Origin of the sequence: Pseudomonas sp. NBRC 111130, from assembly GCF_001320485.1 — a bacterium.
Lineage (GTDB): Bacteria > Pseudomonadota > Gammaproteobacteria > Pseudomonadales > Pseudomonadaceae > Aquipseudomonas > Aquipseudomonas vlassakiae.
In genome coordinates, this window is the sequence record NZ_BCBG01000014.1 from 51,162 (window position 1) to 76,223 (window position 25,062).

General features: G+C 60.2%; 28 protein-coding genes and 1 other RNA gene. 13 read left to right on the forward strand and 16 right to left on the reverse strand.

Going from position 1 to position 25,062, the window contains the following annotated elements; genetic code table 11:
• Window positions 1-243: 243 nt before the first annotated feature.
• An RNA gene (gene rnpB, locus APH33_RS08610) (RNase P RNA component class A) lies at window positions 244-603 on the reverse strand.
• A 67-nt stretch (window positions 604-670) separates the two neighbouring features.
• Window positions 671-1,513, reverse strand: coding sequence for a 16S rRNA (cytidine(1402)-2'-O)-methyltransferase (rsmI, locus tag APH33_RS08065; protein WP_177332364.1), 843 nt, complete (start codon window positions 1,511-1,513; stop codon window positions 671-673).
• Window positions 1,514-1,734: 221 nt separating this feature from the next.
• Here rsmI and APH33_RS08070 point away from each other — a divergent pair, with 221 nt between their 5' ends.
• From APH33_RS08070 to APH33_RS08090, 5 genes are all read left to right on the forward strand, one after another.
• Window positions 1,735-3,552 carry a penicillin-binding protein activator gene (locus APH33_RS08070; protein ID WP_054884631.1) on the forward strand — a complete coding sequence of 606 codons (1,818 nt, stop codon included), beginning with the start codon at window positions 1,735-1,737 and terminating at the stop codon, window positions 3,550-3,552.
• Window positions 3,552-3,923, forward strand: coding sequence for a YraN family protein (locus APH33_RS08075; RefSeq protein ID WP_054884632.1), 372 nt, complete (start codon window positions 3,552-3,554; stop codon window positions 3,921-3,923). The genes APH33_RS08070 and APH33_RS08075 overlap by 1 nt, the downstream gene beginning before the upstream one ends.
• A gap of 86 nt (window positions 3,924-4,009) precedes the next feature.
• Window positions 4,010-4,603, forward strand: a complete 594-nt coding sequence (locus APH33_RS08080) for a phosphoheptose isomerase (protein ID WP_054884633.1) — start codon at window positions 4,010-4,012, stop codon at window positions 4,601-4,603.
• Window positions 4,600-5,178 (forward strand): BON domain-containing protein, encoded by a 579-nt coding sequence (locus tag APH33_RS08085; protein WP_054884634.1) that lies wholly within the window; start codon window positions 4,600-4,602, stop codon window positions 5,176-5,178. The genes APH33_RS08080 and APH33_RS08085 overlap by 4 nt, the downstream gene beginning before the upstream one ends.
• Window positions 5,179-5,264: 86 nt before the next feature.
• The gene (locus APH33_RS08090) at window positions 5,265-5,483 is read left to right on the forward strand and encodes a YgdI/YgdR family lipoprotein (protein WP_054884635.1); all 219 of its coding nucleotides are present in this window, start codon (window positions 5,265-5,267) and stop codon (window positions 5,481-5,483) included.
• A gap of 47 nt (window positions 5,484-5,530) precedes the next feature.
• Here the strand turns inward: APH33_RS08090 and APH33_RS08095 are convergent, their stop codons facing one another.
• The 7 genes from APH33_RS08095 to rplM form a co-directional block, all read right to left on the reverse strand.
• Window positions 5,531-5,962 carry a ClpXP protease specificity-enhancing factor gene (locus APH33_RS08095; protein WP_054884636.1) on the reverse strand — a complete coding sequence of 144 codons (432 nt, stop codon included), beginning with the start codon at window positions 5,960-5,962 and terminating at the stop codon, window positions 5,531-5,533.
• A 10-nt stretch (window positions 5,963-5,972) separates the two neighbouring features.
• Window positions 5,973-6,596 (reverse strand): glutathione S-transferase N-terminal domain-containing protein, encoded by a 624-nt coding sequence (locus tag APH33_RS08100; protein ID WP_054884637.1) that lies wholly within the window; start codon window positions 6,594-6,596, stop codon window positions 5,973-5,975.
• Between the two features lie 116 nt (window positions 6,597-6,712).
• Window positions 6,713-7,492, reverse strand: a complete 780-nt coding sequence (locus APH33_RS08105; protein WP_054884638.1) for a cytochrome c1 — start codon at window positions 7,490-7,492, stop codon at window positions 6,713-6,715.
• The gene (locus APH33_RS08110; protein WP_054884639.1) at window positions 7,492-8,703 is read right to left on the reverse strand and encodes a cytochrome bc complex cytochrome b subunit; all 1,212 of its coding nucleotides are present in this window, start codon (window positions 8,701-8,703) and stop codon (window positions 7,492-7,494) included. Before APH33_RS08110 ends, APH33_RS08105 begins: the two co-directional genes overlap by 1 nt.
• Complete coding sequence (gene petA / locus APH33_RS08115) at window positions 8,703-9,296, reverse strand: ubiquinol-cytochrome c reductase iron-sulfur subunit (RefSeq protein ID WP_054884640.1); 594 nt, start codon at window positions 9,294-9,296, stop codon at window positions 8,703-8,705. Before petA ends, APH33_RS08110 begins: the two co-directional genes overlap by 1 nt.
• Window positions 9,297-9,559: 263 nt before the next feature.
• Window positions 9,560-9,952 (reverse strand): 30S ribosomal protein S9, encoded by a 393-nt coding sequence (gene rpsI, locus APH33_RS08120; protein ID WP_003260797.1) that lies wholly within the window; start codon window positions 9,950-9,952, stop codon window positions 9,560-9,562.
• 14 nt (window positions 9,953-9,966) lie between these two features.
• Window positions 9,967-10,395 carry a 50S ribosomal protein L13 gene (rplM, locus tag APH33_RS08125; protein ID WP_003260798.1) on the reverse strand — a complete coding sequence of 143 codons (429 nt, stop codon included), beginning with the start codon at window positions 10,393-10,395 and terminating at the stop codon, window positions 9,967-9,969.
• Window positions 10,396-10,653: 258 nt separating this feature from the next.
• Between rplM and APH33_RS08130 the strand changes: the two genes are divergently transcribed.
• Window positions 10,654-11,694, forward strand: coding sequence for an NADP(H)-dependent aldo-keto reductase (locus APH33_RS08130; protein WP_054884641.1), 1,041 nt, complete (start codon window positions 10,654-10,656; stop codon window positions 11,692-11,694).
• A 224-nt stretch (window positions 11,695-11,918) separates the two neighbouring features.
• Entirely contained in the window at window positions 11,919-12,839 is a 921-nt protein-coding gene (locus APH33_RS08135; RefSeq protein ID WP_177332366.1) for a GlxA family transcriptional regulator, read from the forward strand.
• Between the two features lie 117 nt (window positions 12,840-12,956).
• Here APH33_RS08135 and zapE read toward each other — a convergent pair whose 3' ends face one another.
• The 3 genes from zapE to APH33_RS08150 all read right to left on the reverse strand — a co-directional run bounded on the left by zapE (window position 12,957) and on the right by APH33_RS08150 (window position 16,227).
• Window positions 12,957-14,051, reverse strand: a complete 1,095-nt coding sequence (zapE, locus tag APH33_RS08140) for a cell division protein ZapE (protein ID WP_054884642.1) — start codon at window positions 14,049-14,051, stop codon at window positions 12,957-12,959.
• Between the two features lie 165 nt (window positions 14,052-14,216).
• Window positions 14,217-15,566, reverse strand: a complete 1,350-nt coding sequence (locus APH33_RS08145) for a tryptophan--tRNA ligase (protein ID WP_054884643.1) — start codon at window positions 15,564-15,566, stop codon at window positions 14,217-14,219.
• A gap of 25 nt (window positions 15,567-15,591) precedes the next feature.
• The gene (locus tag APH33_RS08150) at window positions 15,592-16,227 is read right to left on the reverse strand and encodes an alpha/beta hydrolase (RefSeq protein WP_054884644.1); all 636 of its coding nucleotides are present in this window, start codon (window positions 16,225-16,227) and stop codon (window positions 15,592-15,594) included.
• A gap of 135 nt (window positions 16,228-16,362) precedes the next feature.
• On the opposite strand from APH33_RS08150, the gene APH33_RS08155 reads away from it, so the two are divergent.
• Window positions 16,363-16,800, forward strand: coding sequence for a YhcB family protein (locus APH33_RS08155; RefSeq protein WP_027918018.1), 438 nt, complete (start codon window positions 16,363-16,365; stop codon window positions 16,798-16,800).
• 151 nt (window positions 16,801-16,951) lie between these two features.
• Here the strand turns inward: APH33_RS08155 and APH33_RS08160 are convergent, their stop codons facing one another.
• Window positions 16,952-18,148, reverse strand: a complete 1,197-nt coding sequence (locus APH33_RS08160) for a methionine gamma-lyase (protein ID WP_054884645.1) — start codon at window positions 18,146-18,148, stop codon at window positions 16,952-16,954.
• 127 nt (window positions 18,149-18,275) lie between these two features.
• On the opposite strand from APH33_RS08160, the gene APH33_RS08165 reads away from it, so the two are divergent.
• From APH33_RS08165 to APH33_RS08190, 5 genes are all read left to right on the forward strand, one after another.
• Window positions 18,276-18,755 carry an Lrp/AsnC family transcriptional regulator gene (locus tag APH33_RS08165; RefSeq protein WP_054884646.1) on the forward strand — a complete coding sequence of 160 codons (480 nt, stop codon included), beginning with the start codon at window positions 18,276-18,278 and terminating at the stop codon, window positions 18,753-18,755.
• 1,100 nt (window positions 18,756-19,855) lie between these two features.
• On the forward strand, window positions 19,856-20,200 hold the full coding sequence (locus APH33_RS08175; protein WP_371263241.1) for an S-type pyocin: 345 nt from the start codon (window positions 19,856-19,858) through the stop codon (window positions 20,198-20,200).
• Entirely contained in the window at window positions 20,194-20,460 is a 267-nt protein-coding gene (locus APH33_RS08180; protein ID WP_054884649.1) for a bacteriocin immunity protein, read from the forward strand. Before APH33_RS08175 ends, APH33_RS08180 begins: the two co-directional genes overlap by 7 nt.
• A complete protein-coding gene (locus APH33_RS08185; protein ID WP_054884650.1) occupies window positions 20,457-20,639 on the forward strand; it encodes a hypothetical protein in 183 nt (60 codons plus the stop codon). Before APH33_RS08180 ends, APH33_RS08185 begins: the two co-directional genes overlap by 4 nt.
• Before the next feature lie 63 nt (window positions 20,640-20,702).
• Window positions 20,703-21,371, forward strand: coding sequence for an RES family NAD+ phosphorylase (locus APH33_RS08190; RefSeq protein ID WP_256218604.1), 669 nt, complete (start codon window positions 20,703-20,705; stop codon window positions 21,369-21,371).
• Between the two features lie 35 nt (window positions 21,372-21,406).
• Here the strand turns inward: APH33_RS08190 and APH33_RS08195 are convergent, their stop codons facing one another.
• The 3 genes from APH33_RS08195 to cysD all read right to left on the reverse strand — a co-directional run bounded on the left by APH33_RS08195 (window position 21,407) and on the right by cysD (window position 25,038).
• Entirely contained in the window at window positions 21,407-22,045 is a 639-nt protein-coding gene (locus APH33_RS08195) for a hypothetical protein (protein WP_177332361.1), read from the reverse strand.
• A 157-nt stretch (window positions 22,046-22,202) separates the two neighbouring features.
• Complete coding sequence (gene cysN / locus APH33_RS08200; protein ID WP_054884651.1) at window positions 22,203-24,104, reverse strand: sulfate adenylyltransferase subunit CysN; 1,902 nt, start codon at window positions 24,102-24,104, stop codon at window positions 22,203-22,205.
• 16 nt (window positions 24,105-24,120) lie between these two features.
• The gene (gene cysD, locus APH33_RS08205) at window positions 24,121-25,038 is read right to left on the reverse strand and encodes a sulfate adenylyltransferase subunit CysD (protein WP_054884652.1); all 918 of its coding nucleotides are present in this window, start codon (window positions 25,036-25,038) and stop codon (window positions 24,121-24,123) included.
• Between the last annotated feature and the right edge of the window lie 24 nt (window positions 25,039-25,062).

Here is a 25,062-nt window from a genome sequence, read left to right on the forward strand (position 1 = left end):
CTTGCGCACACTATAGGAATCCGTCCGCTGCACCGTCAAGGCACGTTCATAAGGAAATCCCTTACAGGACCGAGATTTAGCGCAACAAAGGAACGAGGAAAGACTGCCAGGAGGGGAAAAACGCGAGAAAAATCAAACCGACTCAAACAAATGTCGTTCGAAGTTAAAGTGAATTATTAAGAGTAAGATCTTTTTGGTATTACCAGGAGCTATCTGCTATCGATTCAAGCAGGACAGGAAAAGGTGGAGAGTCGATCTGTAAGCCGGGTTTTGTCGAGGACAGTCATTCCTCTACGACGGCCATCACTGGACGCCTCTAGCAACCTACCCGGTTCCGACGCGGGCCACGCCTGATGGAACCCTATTTGGTCTTGCTCCGAGTGGGGTTTACCTAGCCACGCACTGTTGCCAGCCGTGCGGTGCGCTCTTACCGCACCTTTTCACCCTTACCGGCACCGAAGTGCTTAGGCGGTTATTTTCTGTGGCACTTTCCGTAGGCTCGCGCCTCCCAGGCGTTACCTGGCACTCTGCCCTATGGAGCCCGGACTTTCCTCCCCCATCTTTTGCGGAACAAAAGACGGCAGCGACTGTCCGATCGACTCTCCGCCGACAAGGTTAACGGCACGCGCGCGCAAGAACAAGCGATACCGTCAACTATGCCTGATTGCCACTACTGCGCTTTCTGCTTTTCCAGGGCCACCTGATACAGCAGGTTCTTGCGCACACCAGTAATTTCCGCCGCCAATGCCGCCGCCCTTTTCAGCGGCAACTCGGCCAGCAACAGGTCCAGCACGCGCCGGGCCTCGGCGCTGATTGCATCTTCGCCCTCAGGCGCACTCCAGCCACCCACCAGCACCACGCACTCGCCCCGTTGCTGATTGCTGTCGCCGGCGACGAACGCACGCAGCTCAGCCAACGGCAGCCCCTTGAGGGTCTCGAAGGTCTTGGTCAGCTCACGGGCCAGCAGCGCCGGACGTTCGGCACCGAACACCAGCTCCATGTCCTCGAGGCACTCCAGAATGCGGTGTGGCGCCTCGTAGAAAATAAGCGTGCGAGGCTCCTCCTTGACCTGCTCCAGACGCGCACGACGACCCGCGGCCTTGGCGGGCAGGAAGCCTTCGAAGATGAAGCGGTCGGATGGCAGGCCGGCTGCCGACAGCGCGGCAATCAGGGCGCAGGCGCCAGGCACGGGCACCACGCTGACACCGGCGGCACGGGCCTGACGCACCAAGTGGTAACCCGGATCGGAAATCAGTGGCGTACCGGCATCGGATACCAGCGCCACATCTTCACCGGCCAGCAACTTGCCAATGAAGCGGCTACCCTCGTCGCGCTCGTTGTGTTCATGGCAGGCCGCCAACGGCGTGTCGATGCCGAAGTGCTGCAGCAGGCGGATCGAATGCCGGGTGTCCTCGGCAGCGATCAGGGCGACATCGGCCAGCACCTTGAGCGCCCTGGCGCTCATGTCATCAAGGTTGCCAATGGGCGTCGCGACCACATAAAGCGTCCCCATGGTGGATTTCGAAGTCCCGGCCACATCAGTCACTGCACACACCCTGCCTTTCGGATCAAAGGCGTCATTGTAGCCCGAGCACCGGTAACAGGGCGCAAAGAACTTCTTCGGCCCTCCTGCGCACGCCACCTATAGTGAAGGTTCCGCTAACGGCAGATCGCGCCCCGGCTGCTGCTTGGGTACAATTGCCGGCCAACTTGATCGAGTAACAGGACCTTTACATGATCGCTTGCCTGCGGCTGTTCACAGCCCTCTGCCTCGCTGCCCTGCTGGCAGCCTGCGCCAGCTCGCCCTCATCCAGCCTGGGCGAACTGCCACGCACCCCGGATGCCAGCATCGAGCAACTGCTCGAGAAGGCCGCCACCAGCAAGTCCGCGGAAGACGCTGCCCTGCTGCGCCTGAGCGCAGCCGACCTGGCTTACAAGCAGAAGGACTTCCCACGCGCGGCACGCATCCTCGAACAGGTGCCGATGGACACGCTCAAGCCAGCCCAGCAGATTTTCGCCGCCACCCTCGGCGCGGAACTCGCCATGAGCCGCAACCAGCCCAAGGCGGCCCTGACCGCGCTGTCCCATCCGAGCCTGCAACACATTGCAGAGCTGCCGGAGCAACAGCAGGTGCGCACCTACAGCGTCCATGCCGCCGCCCTCGAAGCCGATGGCCAGGCCATGGCCGCCGCCCAGCAACGCGTGCTGCTGAGCCCGCTGCTCAGTGGCCAGGCCGCCAGCGCGAACCATGACGCGATCTGGGCCCTGGTCGCCTCGCTGCCGGCCGAGCAGCTGCAACAGCCAGCCAACAACGAAATCCTGGCCGGCTGGGCCAGCCTGGCGCTGGCAGTGAAAAGCGCCGGTACCCTGGAGCAGCAGCAGGCTGCCATCGAAGCCTGGCGCAAACAGCACCCTGATCACCCAGCCGCCAAGCAGCTGCCAACGGCGCTGACCAAGCTCAAGGAACTGGCCAGCCAGCCGCTGACCAAGATCGCCCTGCTGCTGCCCCAGGAAGGCCCGCTGGCCGGCGTTGCCCGAGCCCTGCGTGACGGCTTCATGGCCGCCCACTTCCAGGCCCAGCAAGCGGGCGGGCAAGCGCCTGCCGTGCAGGTCTACGACAGCTCACGCATCGGCTCGCTCGATGCCTTCTATCGCCAGGCCCAGGCCGATGGCGTGCAACTGGTGGTCGGCCCGCTTGAAAAGCCGCTGGTCAAGCAACTCGCTGGCAACAGCCAACTGCCCATCACCACCCTCGCCCTGAACTACGCCGACGCCGGCCAGAAAGCACCACCGCAGCTGTTCCAGTTCGGCCTCGCCGCCGAGGACGAAGCCCGTGAAGTGGCGCGCCGCGCCCGTGCTGATGGCATGGTCCGCGCCGTTGCCCTGGTACCGAGCGGTGAGTGGGGTGACCGCGTACTGGCCGCCTTCCGCCAGGACTGGGAAGGCAATGGTGGCACCATCATCGCCGCCGAGCGCATCGCCCAGCCGGTCGCCCTCGCCCAGCAGATCGCCAACCTGTTCCAGCTGCGCCAGAGCGAAGGCCGCGCCCAGAGCCTGCAGAGCACCGTGGGCGGTACTATCGCGGCACAACCGTCGCGCCGCCAGGACATCGACTTCATCTTCCTCGCCTCGACCCCGCAGCAGGCGCAGCAGATCAAACCGACGCTGAACTTCCAGTACGCCGGGGACGTACCGGTCTACGCCACCTCGAACCTGTACAGCGCCAGCGGTGACGTCAACCAGTACAACGACATGAACGGCATTCGCTTCTGCGAAACCCCATGGCTGCTCGACACCAGCAACAGCCTGCGCCAGCAGGTGGTACAGCAGTGGCCACAGGCTGCCGGCAGCCTCGGCCGCCTGTATGCGATGGGTGTCGACGCTTACAGCCTGGCGCCGCGCCTGGGCCAGCTCAAGGCACTGCCAGACAACCGCGTGCAAGGCCTGTCCGGCAGCCTGAGCATCAACGCCAGCCAGCGCGTCGAGCGCCAGTTGCCATGGGCCGAGTTTGCTGGTGGCCAGGTCAAGCGCCTGCCAGATACCTCGCGCTGATGCCCGCAGCATCGCCAAGCAGCGCCGGCCAGGCAGCAGAAAACCAAGCCCTTGAGTACCTTCAAGGGCAAGGCCTGCAACTGCTGACGCGCAATTGGCGATGCAAAGGCGGCGAGCTTGATCTGGTCATGCTCGACGCCGATACAGTAGTATTCGTCGAAGTCCGCTACCGGTTGCACGCGGACTTCGGTGGCGCCCTCGGCAGCATTGACGGGCGCAAGCAGAAACGACTGGTGCTTGCCGCCACACTGTTCCTGCAGAAGGAGTCCCGCTGGGCCAATCACCCCTGCCGCTTCGACGTTGTCGCCCTGCAGGGCAGTCACCATGCAGGCCGGCCACTTCAATGGCTGAAAAACGCCTTCGAATGCTGAACCCACTCCGATTTTTTTGCTCTATGTTTCGCGGGCTGGTCCTTGTTGCGCGTAGCAAAGGCCACCGCCCCACTTAAGGTCACCCGATGGACATGCAATCCCGAATTCGCCGGCTGTTCCAGGCCAGCATCGACACCAAGCAACAGGCAATGGACATCCTGGCACCGCACATCGAGCAGGCTAGCCTGGTCATGGTCAATGCGCTGCTCAACGAAGGCAAGATGCTCGCCTGCGGCAATGGCGGCTCAGCCGGCGATGCCCAGCACTTCTCTTCGGAGCTGCTCAACCGTTTCGAGCGTGAGCGCCCGAGCCTGCCGGCCATCGCCCTGACCACCGACAGCTCGACGCTGACTTCGATCGCCAACGACTACAGCTACAACGAAATCTTCTCCAAGCAGATTCGCGCCTTGGGCCAGCCCGGCGACGTACTGCTGGCGATTTCGACCAGCGGCAACTCTGCCAACGTGATTCAAGCGATCCAGGCCGCACATGATCGCGAAATGATTGTCGTAGCATTGACCGGACGTGACGGCGGCGGCATGGCATCGCTGCTGCTGCCGGAAGACGTGGAAATCCGCGTACCGTCGATGGTCACCGCACGTATCCAGGAAGTCCACCTGCTGGCGATCCACTGCCTGTGCGATCTGATCGACAGCCAACTGTTCGGGAGTGAAGAATGACCCCCATGCGCCTCGGCCTGATGGCCCTTACCCTGTGCCTGAGCGTCACCGGCTGCAGCTCGGTACTGACCTCGACCCGCAACTCGCCGATCGAGGATGATCGCGGCACCCGCACCATCGGCAGCAAGATCGACGACTCGCTGATCGAAACCAAGGCTTCGGTGAACATTGCCAAGGCCAGCCCTGACCTGGACAAGAGCTCGCACATCGTCGTCAGCAGCTACAACGGTATCGTCCTGCTCGCCGGGCAAACCCCGCGTGCCGACCTCAAGAGCCTGGCCGAACAGACGGCCAGCCAGGTCCAGCGAGTGAAGAAGGTACACAACGAACTGCAGGTGATGCAGCCCTCGTCGATCCTGGCGCGCAACAACGATGCCTGGCTGACCACCAAGATCAAGGCCCAGATGCTCACCGACAATGCCGTGCCCAGCTCGCGCATCAAGGTCATCACCGAGAACGGCATCGTCTACCTGCTGGGCCTGGTGACCCAGCAAGAGGCCAACTCCGCCACCGCCGTGGTTCAAGGTGTCTCTGGCGTGCAGAAGATCGTCAAGCTGTTCGAGTACATCGACTGATTCAGTTGCCGCCGCTGCCCGCTGCCCGCTACCGGCTGGCATCGGCGGCAACTTGCCCCACCCGTTCAATTTCCAGGAAATACCGCATGAAAAAGCTTCTGCTGCCCGCCCTGCTGCTCGGCACCTTCGCCACCCTGGCTGGCTGCTCGACCCCAAGCCTGATCACCCTCAACGACGGCCGCGAAATCCAGGCTGTCGACGCCCCGCACTTCGACAAGGACTCGGGCTTCTACGAATTCCAGCAGCTCGACGGCAAGCGCACCCGCATCAATCGGGACCAGGTTCGCACCATCAGCGACCTGTAAGCTCAGCTTGGCAAAAAAAAGGCGATCCATGCGGATCGCCTTTTTTATTACTTGACCACCTTCAGGCTGGGTCGCCCACTTGGACGTGGAGGCTGGCCACCCCCTTCCGGCGGGCCATCGTCATCCGGTTCGACAGCATCGTCTTCCAGTTCATCGCTATCCATCAGCGGTGGCTCCAGCTCGAAGACCATGCCTTGGCCATTCTCGCGAGCATAGATCCCCAGGATGGCACCTGCTGGCACGAACAACGAGTGGGCAACGCCACTGAAGCGCCCCTCGAAGCTTACCGCGTCGTTATCCATGTGCAGGTTGCGCACGGCACTTGGCGAAATGTTCAGGACAATCTGGCCATCACTGGCAAAACCTTGTGGCACCTGGACAGCCGGGAATTCGGCATTGACCAGCATATGGGGGGTGCAATCGTTGTCGACGATCCATTCGTACAGTGCTCGAACCAGGTAGGGGCGACTGGAGTTCATCAACGGCTCCTTAAAGCTTGCGCATTTCACGTTCAACAGAGGACAGGCTCGCCTGGAAAGGCTCGCGGGCGAACTGCCGCTCCATGTAATCCAGCAGCGGCTTGGCCTGCCGCGGCAACTCGATACCCATAACCGGCAAACGCCACAGTATGGGCAATAGACAACAGTCGACCAGACTTTGCTCCTCACTCATGAAGCAAGCAAACTCGCCGAACAGCGGCGAGACGCCGGTCAGGCTTTCGCGCAGCGCCTTGCGCGCCTCGACACGGGCGGCCTCAGCGCTGCGCGGGTCGAGAATGGTATCCGCCAGGGCGCACCAGTCACGCTGGATGCGGTGCATCAGCAGACGGCTATTACCACGCGCCACCGGGTAGACCGGCATCAACGGCGGATGCGGGTAACGCTCCTCGAGGTATTCCATCACCACGGTAGACTCATACAACGCCAGGTCACGATCGACCAGGGTCGGTACGCTGCCGTAAGGGTTCACCTCTGCCAGCCTGGCTGGCAGACGCGCAGGGTCGACGTCGATCACCTGCACGTTGATGCCCTTCTCGGCGAGCACGAGGCGTACCCGATGAGAATAATGGTCAGCAGGGTCGGAATAACAGGCTAACCGGTTGGTTGCGCCCATGTAGCGCCTCCTCGCAGGGGATGCTTGTAAACTCTAAATGAAAACGCGCCCGCGGGGGCCTGGCAAATTTGCCAGCCCCCCGCGGGCGCGTTCAACTACCAGAAATTACTGCGTGATCAGTGCACGTCCTTCCAGTATTCGCGCTTGAGCAAGTAGGCAAATACGAAGAAGAAAGCCAGGTACAGCAACACGTAGGTACCGATGCGCTGGCTTTCCAGTTTGACCGGGTTGGCCGAATAGGCCAGGAAGGTCACCAGGTTCTTGACCTTCTCGTCGAACTGCTCGGTGTTCAGGGTACCGGAATTCGGCGTAATGGTCAGCTGGTCACAGGCTTCATGGGTGAGCGGGCTACCCGTCAATGGGTCAAATTGCTTCTTGCCATCGACCACCATCTGCACCTGCTTGCAACCAATCACCTGGTTGCCTTGCAGGCCGACCAGCACGTTGGGCATGCCGACGTTCGGGAACACCTTGTTGTTGACCCCGTACGGGCGCGACTTGTCTTCATAGAAGCTGCGCAGGTAGGTGTACAGCCAGTCGGTACCCCGCACCCGCGCAACCAGGGTAAGGTCGGGCGGTGCAGCACCGAACCAGGTCTTGGCGTCGCTGGGCTGCATGCCGATCTGCATGTGATCGCCAATCTTGGCCCCGGTGAACACCAGCTTCTCGAGCATCAACTCGTGAGGGATACCGAGGTCATCGGCAACCCGCTCGTAACGCTGGAACTTGGCACTGTGGCAACCCATGCAATAGTTGGCGAAGGTGCGCGCACCGTCCTGCATGGCCGCTTTGTCGGTCAGGTCGATATCGACCTTGTCCAGCTCCAGGCCGTGTTCGGCAGCGAAGGAAAAGGCAGGCATCACTGCCAGCAAAAATACTGCAATCAACTTTTTCATCAGCCAGTCACCCTTTCCGGAACCGGTTTGGTCTTCTCGAGCCTTGTGTAGAACGGCATCAACACGAAGTAGGCGAAGTACAGCACCGTGCACACCTGCGACAGCAAGGTACGCCCAGGCGTAGGCGCCAGTACGCCGAGGATGCCGAGGATGACGAAGGCGATGCAGAACACCAGCAGGAAGACCTTGCTGATCCAGCCCTTGTAGCGCATGGAGCGCACCGGGCTGCGGTCGAGCCAGGGCAGCACGAACAGCACGGCAATTGCAGCACCCATGGCGATTACACCCATGAGCTTGTCGGGCACCGCCCGCAGGATCGCGTAGAACGGCGTGAAGTACCACACAGGCGCGATATGCTCGGGCGTCTTGAACGCGTTAGCCTGCTCGAAGTTGGGTTTTTCCAGGAAATAACCGCCCATCTCCGGGAAGAAGAACACCACGGCACAGAACACGAACAGGAAGACCACCACACCGACGATGTCTTTCACCGTGTAGTACGGGTGGAACGGAATGCCGTCGAGCGGAATGCCGTTTTCGTCCTTTTTCTTCTTGATGTCGACACCATCGGGGTTATTCGAGCCTACTTCGTGGAGGGCCAGGATATGCAGCACCACCAGGCCGAGAATCACGATTGGCAAAGCCACCACGTGCAAGGCGAAGAAGCGGTTCAGGGTGATGCCCGAAATCAGGTAGTCACCACGGATCCACTGGGTCAGGTCGCCGCCGATCACCGGTATGGCGCCGAACAGCGAGATGATCACCTGGGCCCCCCAGTAGGACATCTGCCCCCAAGGCAGCAGGTAGCCCATGAACGCTTCCGCCATCAGCGCCAGGTAGATCAGCATGCCGAACAGCCACACCAGCTCACGAGGCTTCTGGTACGAGCCATAGAGCAGGCCGCGGAACATGTGCAGGTAAACCACGATGAAGAATGCCGAAGCGCCGGTGGAGTGCAGATAGCGCAGGATCCAGCCATACTCGACGTCACGCATGATGTACTCGACCGAGGCAAAGGCCTCTTCCGCCGAGGGCGTGAAACTCATGGTCAGCCATACGCCAGTGACGATCTGGTTGACCAGCACCAGCAGTGCCAGCGAGCCGAAGAAATACAGGAAGTTGAAGTTCTTGGGCGCGTAATACTTGCTCAGGTGGTCTTCCCACATCTTGGTGGCGGGGAAGCGCGCGTCAATCCAGTCCATGAACTTGCTCATCATGCTTTCTCCTGGTCGACGCCGATGACGACAATGTCGTCCGACTCATAAGAATGCGGCGGTACTGGCAGGTTGAGAGGCGCCGGTTGCGCCTTGTAGACACGACCGGCCAGGTCGTAGTGGGAGCCGTGGCAAGGGCAGAAATAGCCACCGACCCACTTCGGCCCGAGGTCTGCGGGCGCAACTTCCGGGCGAAAGGTCGGCGAGCAACCCAGGTGCGTGCAGAGGCCGACGAGAATGAGGATTTCCGGCTTGATCGAGCGGACTTCGGGGTCGACATAGGTCGGCTGCACCGAGCTTTTCGATTGAGGATCGGAGAGGTCGCCTTCGATCTTCTTGAGGTTGCCAAGGATCTCCTGGGTACGCCGCACGATGAATACCGGCTGGCCACGCCATTCGGCAACCATCTGCTGCCCAGGCTCGACCTTGGCAATATTGACCTTCACCGGTGCCCCGGCTGCCTTCGCCTTGGCACTGGGAAACCATGACCCCACGAACGGTACCGCAGCCCCCACTGCCCCCGCTGCCCCGACCACGGATGTCGCGGCTACGAGGAAGCGGCGCCGGCCTGCGTTGACGCCGTCATTGCTCATTCAGTCCTCTCCCATCAGCTTGCTTGGCCAGTTGGACCTGACCTGTACTTAGGTTGTGTCTGTGGCACTAAAAATTGGTCGCCATGGTAAGAAACAAATCCACACAGTGACAAGGTGATTACCCCCACAGGGAGCCATAACCCGCGCTTTGCTTGATCTGCGTCTATGCGACCAGTGGTCACCGACATGCTGACAGGTTAGTTCAAGCACAAAAAAAAGCCCGGTTCCAAGGAACCGGGCTTTCTTCGACTGCCGAAGCGGTATTAACGCTTGGAGTACTGAGGACGCTTACGCGCTTTACGCAGACCCACTTTCTTACGCTCGACTTCACGAGCGTCGCGGGTGACGTAGCCAGCACGACGCAGAGCGCCACGCAGGGTTTCGTCGTATTCCATCAGAGCGCGGGTGATACCGTGACGGATAGCACCGGCCTGACCGCTGACACCACCACCGGAAACGGTGACGTAGATGTCGAACTTCTCAACGGTTTCGGTCAGCTCGAGCGGCTGGCGAACAACCATGCGAGCGGTTTCGCGACCGAAGAACACGTCCAGAGAACGGTTGTTGATGGAAATGTTACCAGTACCCGGACGCAGGAATACGCGAGCGGTTGCGGTCTTGCGACGGCCAGTGCCGTAATTTTGAGTCGCCGACATAATGAACTTTCCCGTTAGATCTTCAGTTCTTGAGGCTGCTGAGCAGTGTGTGGGTGAGCAGCACCCGCGTACACTTTCAGCTTGCGGTACATGTCGCGACCCAGCGGGTTCTTAGGCAGCATGCCTTTGACCGCGGTTTCGATAACACGCTCAGGGGCCTTGGCGATCAACTTCTCGAAGTTGATTTCCTTGATACCGCCTGGGAAACCGGAGTGGGAGTAGTACATTTTGTCGGAAGACTTGGCACCAGTCACACGAACCTGTTCAGCGTTGATGACGACGATGTAGTCGCCGGTGTCAACGTGAGGGGTGTATTCTGGTTTGTGCTTGCCACGCAGACGGCTAGCGATTTCGGTAGCCAGACGACCCAGGGTCTGGCCAGCGGCGTCGACTACGAACCACTCGCGCTTTACTGTTTCCGGTTTAGCAGTAAAAGTTTTCATTCTCTAAAGCCTCAGAGGCCGCCCAGCGAAAAATAGACGGCGAATCTTACTGGATAGTGCACAGCTTGCCAAGGGCAAGCGCGCAGCCGAACGCTGACGCTTTTGGGGGCTCGGGTCGGGCACGCCAATGTTCGACGGGGTTCTTCCTGCGTGGTGGTGCATCACTTCCGCCACGCGGAGAGGTGCAGAATTATCCAGATTGCGCGAAAAATTTCAACCTGCTTTGATGGGCTTCTTTTGCCAAGGAGTGTTTTCCCGATGGAATACCGCAAGCTCGGCCGTACCGACCTCGACGTCAGCGCCCTGTGCCTGGGCACCATGACCTGGGGCGAGCAGAACACCCAGGACGAGGCCTTCGAGCAGATTGCCCTAGCCAAGGCCAGCGGCATCAACTTCATCGACACCGCCGAGATGTATCCGGTGCCGCCACGCCCGGAAACCTATGCCGCCACCGAGCGCATCATTGGCAACTGGTTCCGTGCCAACGGCGATCGCGATGACTGGGTACTGGCCAGCAAGGTCGCCGGGCCCGGCAATGGCATCAGCCACATCCGCGACGGCCAGCTCAAGCACAACCGCCAGCACATCGTCGCCGCGCTGGACCAGAGCCTCAAGCGCCTGCAGACCGACCGCATCGACCTCTACCAGCTGCACTGGCCGGAGCGCAGTACCAACTTCTTCGGCAAGCTGGGCTACCAGCACTTGGCCAACGACCTGTTCACCCCACTGGAAGAGACCCTCGAAGTGCTCGACGAACAGGTACGTGCCGGCAAGATCCGGCACATCGGCCTGTCCAACGAAACGCCATGGGGCACCATGAAGTTCCTGCACCTGGCCGATAGCCGCGGCTGGTCGCGGGCGGTGTCGATCCAGAACCCTTACAACCTGCTCAACCGCAGCTTCGAAGTCGGCATGGCGGAGGTGGCTATCCGCGAGCAATGCGGCCTGCTGGCCTATTCGCCACTGGCATTCGGCATGCTCTCGGGCAAGTACGAGAACGGTGCCCGACCGGAAAAAGGCCGGCTGACCCTGTTCAGCCGCTTCGCCCGCTACTCCAACCCGCAGACCGTGGCAGCCTGCAGCCGTTATGTACAACTGGCCCGGGCGCATGGCCTGGACCCGGCACAAATGGCCCTGGCGTTCGTGACCCGGCAGCCATTCGTCACCAGCAACATCATCGGCGCAACCGACCTGGTGCAGCTGCAGAGCAACCTCGACAGCCTGCAGCTGAACCTCAGTGATGAACTGCTCGCGGGGATCGAGGCGATCCATCAGGAGCAGCCGAACCCGGCGCCTTGAGCTGAACCCGGTATCGGCTTCATCGCGGGTAAACCCGCGCCCACAGGGTTTGGTGCAGACCTTGAGGGGGCGGGGTAGACACAATCGCCAAAAAATAAGACGATCCAGCCGGTGATTGACCACTCTACCCTATAAGAACAATGACAATGATGTTTACCCAACCCTCCGCGTCGTTGCGGCGCGTCAGCATCCTGGCCATTGACAAGGTGTTCGCTTCGACCCTGATGCAGGCCAAGGATTTCTTCCACCTCGCCAGCTTGCGCTATAGCAAGCAGCTGGGCCTGGGCTTGCAGCCCATGTTCGAGATTCGCCTGGTGAGCCCCGATGCCCAGCCGGTGGACAGCTTCAGCAATGTGCAATTGCCGGTCGATGGCGGCCTCGACGATGCCGACGTCATCATCCTCCCGGCCTTCTGGGAGGATTTCGACAACCTGCTGCAACGTTATCCACAGGTGCTGCCTTGGCTGCGCGAACAGCACGCCCGTGGCGCCGTGCTCTGCGCCGAAGCCAGCGGGGTGTTCTGGCTGGCCGAATCCGGCCTGCTCGATGGCAAGGAGGCGACCACCTACTGGCGCTTCTTCAACAGTTTCGCCGAGCGCTTCCCGAAGATCCGCCTGAACCAGGACAAGCATCTGACCGACGCAGACAACCTGTACTGCGCCGGCGGCACCACATCAGCCTGTGACCTGTACATCTACCTGATCGAGCGTTTCTGCGGCGCCAATGTAGCGCGTGCCGTAGCCCGCGATATCCTCTACGAAGTGCAGCGCAACTACACGCCAGGGCGCATGGGCTTCGGCGGCCAGAAGCTGCATCAGGACCTGATCATCCTGCAGATCCAGCACTGGCTGGAGGAGCATTTCGCCGACAAGTTCCGCTTCGAGGATGTGGCTCGCAACCATGGCATGAGCATCCGCAACTTCATGCGCCGTTTTCAAGGGGCGACCGGTGACAAACCGCTGCACTACCTGCAACGGTTACGCATCGAGACAGCCAAGGGATTGCTGTCGAGCACACGCAAGAGCATCAAGACCATCAGTTATGAGGTCGGTTATGACGATGCGAGTTTCTTTGCGAGGTTGTTCCGCCAGCACACGGAGTTGTCGCCAAACCAGTATCGGCAGCAATTCGTACAAGAGGCTTGAGGCCAATGGGGCTGCTTTGCAGCCCTTTCGCGACACAAGGCCGCTCCTACAGGGGAACGCGAATTTCTGTAGGAGCGGCCTTGTGTCGCGAAAGGGCCGCAAAGCGGCCCCAGTGTCCTAAGGTTTGTGCGCGCGCGACAGGAATTCGTGTGACTGCATTTCCAGCAAACGGCTGAGGGTCCGCTGGAATTCGAAGCTCAAGCGCCCGCCGGTGTACAGGTCCTTCAGCTCGACCTCGGCCGAGATGATTAGCTTGACGTTGCGATCGTAGAATTCGTCCACCATGTTGATGAAGCGGCGGGCGATGTCGTCGGTGGTGACGCCCATCTGCTCCACGTTGCTCAGCAATACGGCATGGAAGATCTTGCCCAGTTCGATGTAGTCGTTCTGGCTGCGCGGCCCGTCGCACAGGGCGCGGAAGTCGAACCAGGCAACGTCGTCGCAGGTGCGCAGGGCATTGATCGGGCGATTTTCGATCATCAGCACGTCGTTCTCGACGGCCTGGGTGCATTCCGGCGTCAGGGCCTTGAAGCTTGCGCGCATGCTCTGGTGCGCCGCGTCATCGAGCGGGAAGTGGTAAAGCTCGGCCTGCTCCAGGTGACGCAGACGGTAGTCGACGCCGCTGTCGACGTTCACCACGTCGGTATACTGCTTGATCATGGCGATGGCCGGCAGGAAGCGTGCGCGCTGCAGGCCGTCCTTGTACAGGCCGTCCGGGACGATGTTGGAGGTCGCCACCAGCGAGACGCCGTTCTTGAACAGCTCTTCCATCAGGGTGCCGAGGATCATGGCATCGGTGATGTCGGACACGAAGAATTCGTCGAAGCAGATCACTTTGGCTTCTTCGCTGAAGCGCTTGGCGATGATGGTCAGCGGGTTCTTCTCGCCTTTGAGGGTTTTCATTTCCTCATGGACGCGCTTCATGAAGCGGTGGAAGTGCGTACGCATCTTCTGCTTGAACGGCAGCGCTTCATAGAAGGTGTCGACCAGATAGGTCTTGCCACGCCCTACCCCACCCCAGAAGTACAGGCCTTTGACCGGCGTCTGCTCCTTCTTGCCGAACAGCTTGCCGAACACGCCCGGCTTGTTGTTCTGCGCGTGCACCAGGTCGTCGTACAGACGCTGCAGGTGACGTACCGCAGTTTCCTGCGCCGCGTCATGGAAGAAGTCGGGACGTTTCAGATCTGCTTGATATCGTTCTAGGGGCGTCATGATTTCGTTAGCGAGGCAACAAAAAACGGGCCGTCACTGTAGCGACAGGCCCGCTTAATGGCAATGCGACTTGCGTCAATATGCCTCATTCAAGGCACTTTTACGCTGTATGGCACCGGCTTCGCCGGTGATCGCGGGCAAGCCCGCTCCTACAGGCAATATGCCTCAGTCCTGTTGCGGCTGAAGCGCTACACGCAGGCTTTTGATCGCCGAATCACGGGCTTCGGCACTGCCGAACTGCGGCCCGTCGGCAACATGCTCGTCGTTCAGCCACAGGCTGAAGCCCAGACCGTCAACGCGCACCTCAGCGTCACCACCCTGCTGCAGCTGCTTGCTCACGGCGCCGGCGCTCTTGCCATCGGCGAAGCTGCGCGATAGCAGCAATTGCTCGCCATCGGCGGCCAGCAGGCGGAAGCGGAAGCTGCCGTCTTCATCACGGAAGCTGACGAAGCGCGCGCTCTTGGCGGCTTTTTTCTTCACTTCGGTGCTGGCCTGCACGCTACTGCGGAACGAGCGCAGGCCCACGGCCTCACGCAGCTGCTCGAGGAACGGCGTGGCGATCTTGCGGGCCTTGGCAGCGCCGGCGAGGAGGATGTCCTCCAGGTCTGCCGGACGCGAAATCAGCTGGTGGTAGTGCTCGCGCTTCTCGGCCAGCTGGCCGTCGAGCAGCTGGAACAGGCGTTGCTTCGCTTCGCCCCAGCCCAGGCCCTGGAGCAGCTCTTCGCGGAACTCGGCGCACTGCGACGGCGTCGAGAACGCCTGGAACAGGGTGAACAGGTGCGAATTGTCCGGGTCCTTGGCTTCGCCAGGTGCCCGCGAGTCGGTGACGATGCGCGAAATGGCGTCTTTCATGTCCTTGGCGCTGGTGAACAGCGGGATGGTGTTGTCGTAACTCTTGGACATCTTGCGCCCGTCCAGGCCTGGCAGGGTCGCCACGCTCTCCTCGATCACCGCTTCCGGCAGGGCGAAGAAGTCGTTGCCCTGGCCGAACAGGTGGTTGAAGCGCTGGCCGATGTCACGGGCCATTTCCACGTGCTGGATCTGGTCACGGCCGACCGGCACCTTGTTGGCGTTGAACATCAGGATGTCCGCAGCCATCAGCACCGGGTAGCTGTACAGGCCCATGGTCACCCCGGCATCAGGGTCTTCGCCGGTTTCCAGGTTCTTGTCCACCGAGGCCTTGTAGGCGTGGGCGCGGTTGAGCAGGCCCTTGGCGGCGACGCAGGTCAGCAGCCAGGTCAGCTCAGGGATCTCGGGGATGTCGGACTGCCGGTAGAAGGTCACCTTGGCCGGGTCCAGGCCACCGGCAAGCCAGGTCGCGGCGATTTCCAGGCGCGAGCGCTGGATGCGCAGCGGGTCGTCGCACTTGATCAGGGCGTGGTAGTCGGCCAGGAAGTAGAACGAGTCGACACCCGGCTGCTGGCTGGCGACGATCGCCGGGCGGATGGCGCCGGCGTAGTTGCCCAGGTGCGGGGTGCCGGTGGTGGTGATACCGGTGAGGATACGCGTGGTCATGGGTGTTCGCTTATTCAGGCTTGGCTCAATTCGAAAGGCGCGGCAGCAGCAGATCCTTCAGATCGGTCAGCTTGCCATGGAAGAAGTGTCCGCATTCTGCCACTTTCAGCAGCTCATGGGGGCGCCCCAGTGCGTCGGACCATTCGTAAACCAGCTGCGGATCGACGACTTCGTCGGCCTCAGGCTGCACCACGGCGATCGGGCAGCGCTGCGGCAGCGGGAAGTCGGCGGTCAGGCGCATTACCGCCGGGGCGATCATGAACAGCTGCTGCAGCTCCACGCCTTGCGCTTCCAGGCGCCCGGCCAGGCTGGTGGCGACGAAGCCACCGAACGAGAAGCCCATGAGTACCAAGGGCAGCTCGGGATGCTGCGCGCGCAGCCACGCTGCGGCGGCCTCGGCATCGGCCACTTCGCCGGCACCCATGTCATGGGTGCCGGCGCTCTGGCCAACACCGCGGTAGTTGAAGCGCAGGGTCACGTAGCCGGCGTCACGTGCGGTGCGCTGCAGGGTCGAGACCACCTTGTTGAGCATGGTGCCGCCCTGGACCGGGTTGGGGTGGCAGATCAACACCGCACCGCGGGCATCGGCCACGTCCAGGTACAAGGCTTCCAGCTGGCCGATCGGGCCATCGATGAACAAGGGGGTTTCGCGGACAAGCAAGGCACTACTCCGTGACCTCGAAGGGGGTCGATTCGTCTAGGTGAGGAATTCTGTTCTGATTTGCGATCGCTCGCGGTATACAGCGCAGGTCTGAGCCGTTAACGTAAAGCAAAGCCGTTTATAGAGGAAGGACTCGTGGAACTCTCGCTCCTTGTTTGGTTGTTGCCAACCCTGGCCCTGGTCATCGGTGTGGCGGTCGGTTTCATCGTGGCCCGGCTGTTGCCCAACGCGGCGCCCAGCAGCACCCAGCGTCAGCTGGATGATATCCAGCAGCGCTTCGACAGCTACCAGAACCAGGTGGTTACCCACTTCAACAGCACTGCAGTACTGGTCAAGAAGCTGACCCAGAGCTACCAGGACGTGCAGGATCACCTGGCCGACGGCGCCAACCACCTGGCGCTCGACGAGCTGACCCGCCAGCGCCTGCTGGCCGCGCTGCACTCCGAGGGCACCCAGGGTCCGCGTGACCGCCTGACCCCGCCGAAGGACACCGCCGAAGTGCCACGTGACTATGCACCGAAGTCGCCGAACTCGCCGGGCATGCTCGACGAGAGCTACGGGCTCAAGCGCTGAAATGAAGAAGGCCTCGCAAGAGGCCTTTTTCTTGGGCTGGATTCACTGGCCTCTTCGCGGGCACGCCCTCTCCCACAGGAACGGCGCAGGTTTTGAGGCTGCGCGATCTCTGTGGGAGCGGGCGTGCCCGCGAAGAGGCCCGAGAGGCAACCTAGCTGCAAGCCTTCAGTGCCTGCCCCACATCCACCAGCAGATCCTCCACATCCTCCAGCCCCACCGACAACCGCACCAGCCCCTCGGAAATCCCGTGATGCGCCCGCTCTTCGGGGGTATAGCTGGAATGGGTCATGCTCGCCGGATGCTGCGCCAGCGATTCGGCATCGCCCAGGCTCACCGCCCGGGCAAACAGTTGCAGCGCATTCATGAAGCGCCGCCCGGCCTCGATCCCGCCCTTGAGCTCGAAAGCGATCATCCCGCCCGGCAGGCGCATCTGCCGCTGCGCCAGTTCATATTGGCCAAATGATGGCAGTCCCGGATACTGGATCAGCTCTACCTGCGGCTGACGCGCGAGAAACTCGGCAACCCGCTGGGCATTCGCGCAGTGCCGGTCCATGCGCAACGCGAGCGTCTTGATGCCACGCATCAACAGCGCGGCATCGTGCGGCGACAGCACCGCGCCCGTCATGTCCTTGAGGCCTTCGAGGCGAATCCGGTCCACCAGCGCCTTGCGCCCGATCACCAGGCCTGCGGTGATATCGCCGTGGCCGCTGAGGTACTTGGTCGCCGAATGCACCACCAGGTCCGCCCCCAGTTCCAGTGGCCGCTGCAGGTAGGGCGTGCAATAGGTGTTGTCGACCACGATATGCAGGTCATGCCCCCGCGCCGCTTCGGCCACCGCCGCGATATCGACCAATTGCATGTTCGGGTTGGCCGGAGTTTCGAAGTAGATCATCCGGGTCTTGTGGGTGATCGCCGCCTTTAGCGCCTTGGCGTCATTGAGGTCGACATGGCGGACCTTTACCCCGAACTCGCCGATGCCGTGGTGCATATAGGCAAAGGTGCAGCCATACACCGTTCGCCCGACAAGCAGCTCGTCACCGGGGCGCAACAGGGTCCATAGCGTCGAGGTGATGGCGCCCATGCCCGACGCCAGCGCCAGGCCCGCCTCGCCCCCCTCCAGTGAAGCCATACGCTGCTCCAGCAAGGCCAGGGTCGGGTTGGAAATACGGCTGTAGAAGTGCCCACCCTCCTCCCCGGCAAAGCACGCCGCGCCGTATTCAACGCTGGGGAAGGCATAGGTTGAGGTCTGGTAAACCGGTGGCACCAAGGCACCGCCGTGGGAAAGCGGGTCGTAGCCGTGGTGGATGGCGCGGGTGGAAAAACCGGTGTTGTTATGGGAGTCGCGCATGGCAACAGCCTCTGGTGGTTTGTTATAAGCTTATGCCACCGAGCTGCCTGAATTTTTCCAAAATAGCCCACGCGTTCCCGACTGTTTTGGAATGAAAACAACAAATACGACACCAGGAGGGCAAATCATGCCTTCAAGCCTCGACCGCACCGACCGCGCCCTGCTTGCCGCGCTGCAGGACAACGCCCGTCTGACCATTTCCGAACTTGCCGACCAAGTCGCACTGACTACCTCGCCGTGCTGGCGGCGGGTCAAGTTGCTGGAAGACAACGGCTATATCACCGGCTACCAGGCCATCTTGTCACCCAAGTCACTGGGGTTCGGGGTGACGGCGTTTGTCAGCATCATGATGGATTCGCATACCAAGGACATGGCGCTGGCGTTCGAGCAGAGGCTGATGGAGATTCCCGAGATCGTTGCTTGCCACAACATTTCTGGACGGTATGACTTTTTGTTGGAAATTCTGGCGAGGGATCTGGAGTCGTTTGGGGAATTTACCCGGGAAGTGCTGCAGCGGTTGCCGGGGGTGAAGGAGATCTATTCGAGTTTTTCCTATAAGGCGGTCAAGGAAAAACGGGTGATTCCGGTATCAGAAATACACATCTGAAAAGCCACACAATCAATAACGATCTCCAAACTACTAGAATCAAAGCAAAGCATGCAGCTTGGAGATCGGCACGACCTAATTCACCGCTACAACTCATGGATAATCATGAGGAATTTCAATGAGCGGACCAGGAATGGGAGGCTAAACATGAGGATATATCTTAGGTTTACGAGGCAGTCGTCCTGGCGCATAACCATGACGCGCCCATCGAACCTCCCCATTGCGGCCATCAAATATTAGAATATTCCCGGTATCGGTAATTTTCAGATGATTATTTGTCCAATAGGACCTATCCAGCGTCTCAGTGCTTTGCGCAGACCATATCCTATCGCGTGACGGATCATATAAAAATCCAGAGTTACTCACGACAAACTGAAGCGGTTCGCGAGATCGATTACGGAATGTAGAACTGTATGGCTGCGTATGATCAGCGATCCAAATGACCGAACCAGCGTCTTCCAAAACCAGATTACCATCGCCCCTAAGACGAAGTACAAATCTTCCATTATCAGACCTTATGAAATGCCCAGCCCGCATGGCCTGATTAGGAGGAAGCAATACTCCCCCAGACCCTTGGAACGGCTGATATTGTATCTGTTGATACTTGCCTTTCCCCATGACAAAAGTCCTATTCAGATAAGTTCAGGATACCACTCAGTAGTGGCACGCGCTCATCACCCCAAATGCAATTCACCGTCACACCCAGAATATATTCCCGTCCCAACCATGGGGAAAATCTCCTACAGCAAAGATAGAATACCCCCACATACAATTATCACATTTCACATTTATAAATTAGCCATAATATCCAATGCATGGCAAGGCTCCCCCGCTGGCACAAAAATAAACCACACTAAACAACGACTCAAAAGGACGTTGCCAACACATAGACTCGAGCACCATATGATACAGCTATTAGTAATCGTTATTTTCATATTGTCCGGATGCACAGGCGAAATGCCCCTACTGCTTCCCAACAGGCAAGAAATGAAATTTCAGTGTGACATGGACCCTTACAAACAAGGCTGCGAACGGCAGATGGACTATCAAGAGCACCGCCGCTGGATCAAGAAACCAACTAGCTGAACGATGACCTCACCATCAAACAAGAGAGAAATACCGGCATGGCATTCCCGCTACCCAGTTACATCGCAAAGAAGCTGGAAAAACGCTCCTTCTACAGCTTCGACGATTTCTCCCAAGCCTTTTGGCTGGCAATCGCCGAAGATCCGGTCTACTCCCAACAATTCGTTACCTCGCAACTCAACCGCCTCAAGAAAGGCTGGCCACCTCGCGCACCCTTCTGCGAAACCGCAAAAGGCGTGCGCAACTACCAGATCTGCCACCTCGACCCACCCGCCTTTGGCGGTGCGACGTACGACGCCGAGAACATGCGGATCATGAGCGCCCTGCAGTATGCGCTGTCATCGGAGGTGAAATGGTGATCAGCCCAAAACACTCCCTTGCCGACTACACCTGCGCCGAATTCAAGACGGTGGTTGAGGAATTGCTACAGGCGTCTGGAACCTCCATCTGGCAGGATCGCTTGCTCGAACACTTTATCGACATGGCCGGACATCCGGATGGCTCTGACCTCCTCTACTACCCGGCAAACGAACTGGAGGGCTGCGCCGTAGGGGTGATCGCACGTATCATCGCCTGGCGAAAATCAAAGGGACTTCCCCTGTTCAAGGACGTGCAATGAAAAAATCTGTATGGGTGTTGATGCTGTTTCTGACCGGTTGTGTAGACGGCAAATTCTTTCTTTTGCCTGATCAGCAGGACCAGAAATTTTCCTGCGACATTGATCCTTACAAGCAGGGATGTGAACGCCAAAGCGATTATGACCGGCACTTCAAGTCAGTCGAGGACAAGAAGAGGTAGGTGGGCCAGTCCGTTCATATGGCGCTATCTGCGAACACCACCGCGATTGCTCGGAGGCATTTCATGAGCGGTATGGCGAAGCAGCCCGAAAATACAATCGCCAGGCAAGTGCTGGAAACACTGAGGCGTTACCCGGAGCTGATACGCCAGATACCCGTAGGTACCGTGGTGCACCGCGTCCAGCCTTCCCTTTACGATGCCAACCCCGTCAACTACCGAGCAGACTCCGACACCCGCTATGCCGATCCCGCCAAACAGATCGGTGTCTATTACCTCGGTCTCACTGAGGAAGTTGCCGTCGCCGAGTCGTTCCAGCCTGGCCAGGGTGTTGATAACCAGTCAGTAAGTCTCTGGCGACTAGCGCAAACGTCACTGCATCGACTCAAGGCGGCGCGTGTATTGAACGTGGTTGACGTGGCCGCATTGGCGAATAGAGCCACCCACCACAAAGTGCGCGATATCGTGCAGGCCAAGGGACAGGGGCGAGAGGGATATGCACTCACCCAAAAAATCAGCCAGGCATGCATGAATGTCGCTGAGGTCGATGGCCTGCTCTATCAGTCAGCGGTCTACACCGTGACCGGGTCAATGGACGGGTGCAACCTTGTGCTGTTCGAGGGCCGTAGGCGCCAAGTCGAGGCGATCAGCCACCAGCTGGTAATGGAAGCACTGCTATTGAATGGCGAGACGGCTGTGGAATTCCTGGAAAGTCTGGGTGTAGTACTGGAGTAAGCACGAAAAAGGCGGACCTCTCACGAGGCCCGCCTTCACTGTCCCGCCATCAACGCATTCCGGTAGTCACGCTTGATGATTTCCAGAGCGGCTGGATCATCCAGCATTTCAAACCGGGGCACTTCGTGGCTCGGCTCACCTGGATCGGAGTAATCCATTCTGCCGACCAAGTGCTGAACGAGCGTGTTCATTGCTTCCGTATCAGCAGGATCAACATCAAGCGATGTCATCAATGCCTCAACGATTGACCTTGGCTTGTTTTCGGCAAACTGAAACGACGGGTAGAACTTTCTGCGATTGCCGGTCTTGGTGTAGGCCAGGAGCTTCCCCGCCTTGGTCTTCTGACTCAGTGCTTGCTTGGTAATGCCCAGGATTTCGCACACTGCTTTGGCGTCAAGCAGCTCACAGCGGCTGTCTACCCGTTCAAAGGCGCGCGCCTTCATCCTGGCCACCGCTTCCTGGTTGCGCGTAGCAATACTGCGTTTCGCCTCAACCTCGACCTCGACCTTGGCGAGCGCAGCAAAAGCCTTCTCGTCCGCAAGCGCCACGGCTTTGAGCACTACCGCAGCCGACGCTCGGGCAAGATGCTCCTCGAAGCGCTCCCGCAATGCAGCCTTGGCAGCCTCGATGCTTGCTAGCGCGGGATGAATGGCATCGTGGGTGACCGCACTCATAGACCCTCCTCAGGGCCTGAATAGCCCATGTGTCTATAGGCTAGGCCGCCGCGAAAAACATGTCAACTTGTCAATTAGTCAAAATATAAATCAACCATAGAGTATCCCCACCAACAAAAAACCCCGCCGAAGCGGGGTTTTCCACAAGCAACAACGCTTAGATCGCGCCACGCTGCCGCAGCACATCCAGCACCTGCTTCACACCTTCCTCAACGCTGGTGCTCTGGGTGTCGATCACCAGGTCAGCATCCAGCGGCACATCGTACGGGAAGCTTTCGCCCGGGATATTGTCGCCACCGGCTGCGTACAGGCCCTGCGGGTCACGCTCACGGCACGCCAGCGGCGAGGCCTGAACGTAAACGGTCACCAGGCGGTCCTTGCCGATCAGCGCCTTGGCCTGTTCACGGCCTTCGGCATCCGGGGCGACGAACGCCGCCAGGGTCAGCAGGCCGGCTTCGTTGAACTGGCGCGCCACATGGGCTGCGCGGCGCCAGTTCTCGGTGCGGCCGGCGCGGTCCTGTGGCAGGCCCTTGTTCAGGTCGTGGCGCAGGTTCTGGCCATCGAGCACGTATACCGCACGGCCCATGTCGAACAGCTTGCGCTCAACGGCATAGGCCAGGGTGCTCTTGCCAGCGCCGGACAGACCGCTGAACAGCACGGTGGCCGGCTGCTGGCCGAAACGCAGGGCGCGCTCTTCGGTGGACACGTGAGCGAGCTTGCCATGCTGCCCGGCGCCGCCGTGCGGCAGGACTGGCGGCGCGATGATCATGCCGGCGCCGACGGTGCCGTTGGTCAGGCGGTCGATGACGATGAACGCACCAGTGGTGCGGTTGCTGTCGTAACCGTCCAGGGCGATCGCGGCGTCCAGGGCGACCTTGACGCGGCCGATCTCATTCAACTGCAACGCGCTGGCAGCGCCCTGCTCCAGGGTGTTCACATCAACTCTGTGGGTGATGCTGGCAATCGAGCCCGGCACATAGCTGGTGGCGCGCTTGATGTCGTACTTCTTGCCCGGGAGCATCGGCTCCTCGGCCATCCACACCAGCATGGCGTCGAACTGGTCGGTAACTGGCGGCACGTTATCGGCGTGCACCAGCAAGTCGCCACGGGAGATGTCGATCTCGTCTTCCATGGTCAAGGTCACGGCCTGGCCTGGGCCGGCGTTCTCCAGTTCACCTTCGTAGGTGACGATGGACTTGACCCGGCTGCTCTTGCCCGACGGCAGCACGACCACTTCGTCACCCTTGTGCACCACGCCGCTGGCGATGGTGCCGGCGAAGCCGCGGAAGTTCAGGTTCGGGCGGTTGACGTACTGCACCGGGAAGCGCAGATCGGTGACGTTGCGGTCGGCCGACACTTCAACGGTCTCGAGGATTTCCATCAGGGTCGGGCCGGCGTACCAAGGCGATTGCTCGCTGTGGTTGACCACGTTGTCGCCCTTGAGCGCCGACATCGGCACGAAGTGCAGGCTGCTTGGCTTCAGGTTGATGGCATCGGCGAACTTCAGGTAGTCGGCCTTGATCGACTCGAACACGCCTTCGTCGAAGCCTTTGAGGTCCATCTTGTTGACTGCGACCACGATGTGCTTGATGCCCAGCAAGGATGCGATGTAGCTGTGGCGACGGGTCTGGGTCTGCACGCCGTAGCGGGCATCGACCAGGATGATCGCCAGGTCGCAGGTGGACGCGCCGGTGGCCATGTTGCGGGTGTACTGCTCGTGGCCCGGGGTGTCGGCGATGATGAACTTGCGCTTGGCGGTCGAGAAGTAGCGATAGGCGACATCGATGGTGATGCCCTGCTCGCGCTCGGCCTGCAAGCCGTCTACCAGCAGCGCCAGGTCGACTTCTTCGCCGGTGGTGCCAACTTTCTTCGAATCACGGGTGATGGCCTCGAGGTGGTCCTCGTAGATCATCTTCGAGTCGTGCAGCAGGCGCCCGATCAGGGTGCTCTTGCCGTCATCCACGTTACCGCAGGTGAGGAAACGCAGCAGTTCTTTACGCTCGTGCTGAGCCAGATAAGCGAGGATATCTTCGCTGATCAAATCGGATTGGTGCGACATGGAGTGACCCTGAAAATTAGAAGTAGCCCTGACGTTTCTTGTCTTCCATGGAACCGGCGCCATCGTGGTCGATGACTCGGCCCTGGCGCTCGGAAGTGCGCGTCAGGAGCATTTCCTGAATGATGTCGGTGAGCGTTTCGGCTTCCGACTCGACAGCGCCCGTCAGCGGGTAGCAGCCGAGGGTACGGAAACGCACCTTCTTCTTGACGATGCGCGCCTTTTCTTCCTCGGAAAGGTGCTCGAGGATGCGATCGTCGTCGATCATGATCAGGGTGCCGTTCTTTTCGATGACTTCACGCTCAGCGGCGAAGTACAGCGGTACGATCGGGATGCCTTCGAGGTAGATGTACTGCCAGATGTCCAGCTCGGTCCAGTTCGACAGCGGGAAGACGCGGATCGACTCGCCCTTGTTGACCTTGCCGTTGTAGACGTTCCACAGTTCCGGGCGCTGGTTCTTCGGGTCCCAGCGGTGCTTGCTGTCACGGAACGAATACACGCGCTCCTTGGCCCGGGACTTCTCTTCGTCGCGGCGCGCGCCACCGAAGGCGGCGTCGAAACCATGCTTGTCCAGCGCCTGCTTGAGGCCCTGGGTCTTCATGATATCGGTGTGCTTGGAGCTGCCATGGGTGAACGGGTTGATGCCCTGCGCCACACCCTCAGGGTTGACGTGGGTGATCAACTCCAGGCCCATTTCCTCGACCATCTTGTCGCGGAAGCGGTACATCTCCTGGAATTTCCACTGGGTGTCGACGTGCATCACCGGGAACGGCAGCTTGCCCGGGAAGAAGGCCTTGCGCGCCAGGTGCAGCATCACGGCGGAATCCTTGCCGATCGAGTACAGCATCACCGGGTTGTCGAACTCGGCGGCCACCTCGCGGATGATGTGGATGCTTTCCGCCTCCAGCTGTTTCAAGTGCGTCAGTTTGTCGACCATGGCTACTCACGAAAAACGATCTTA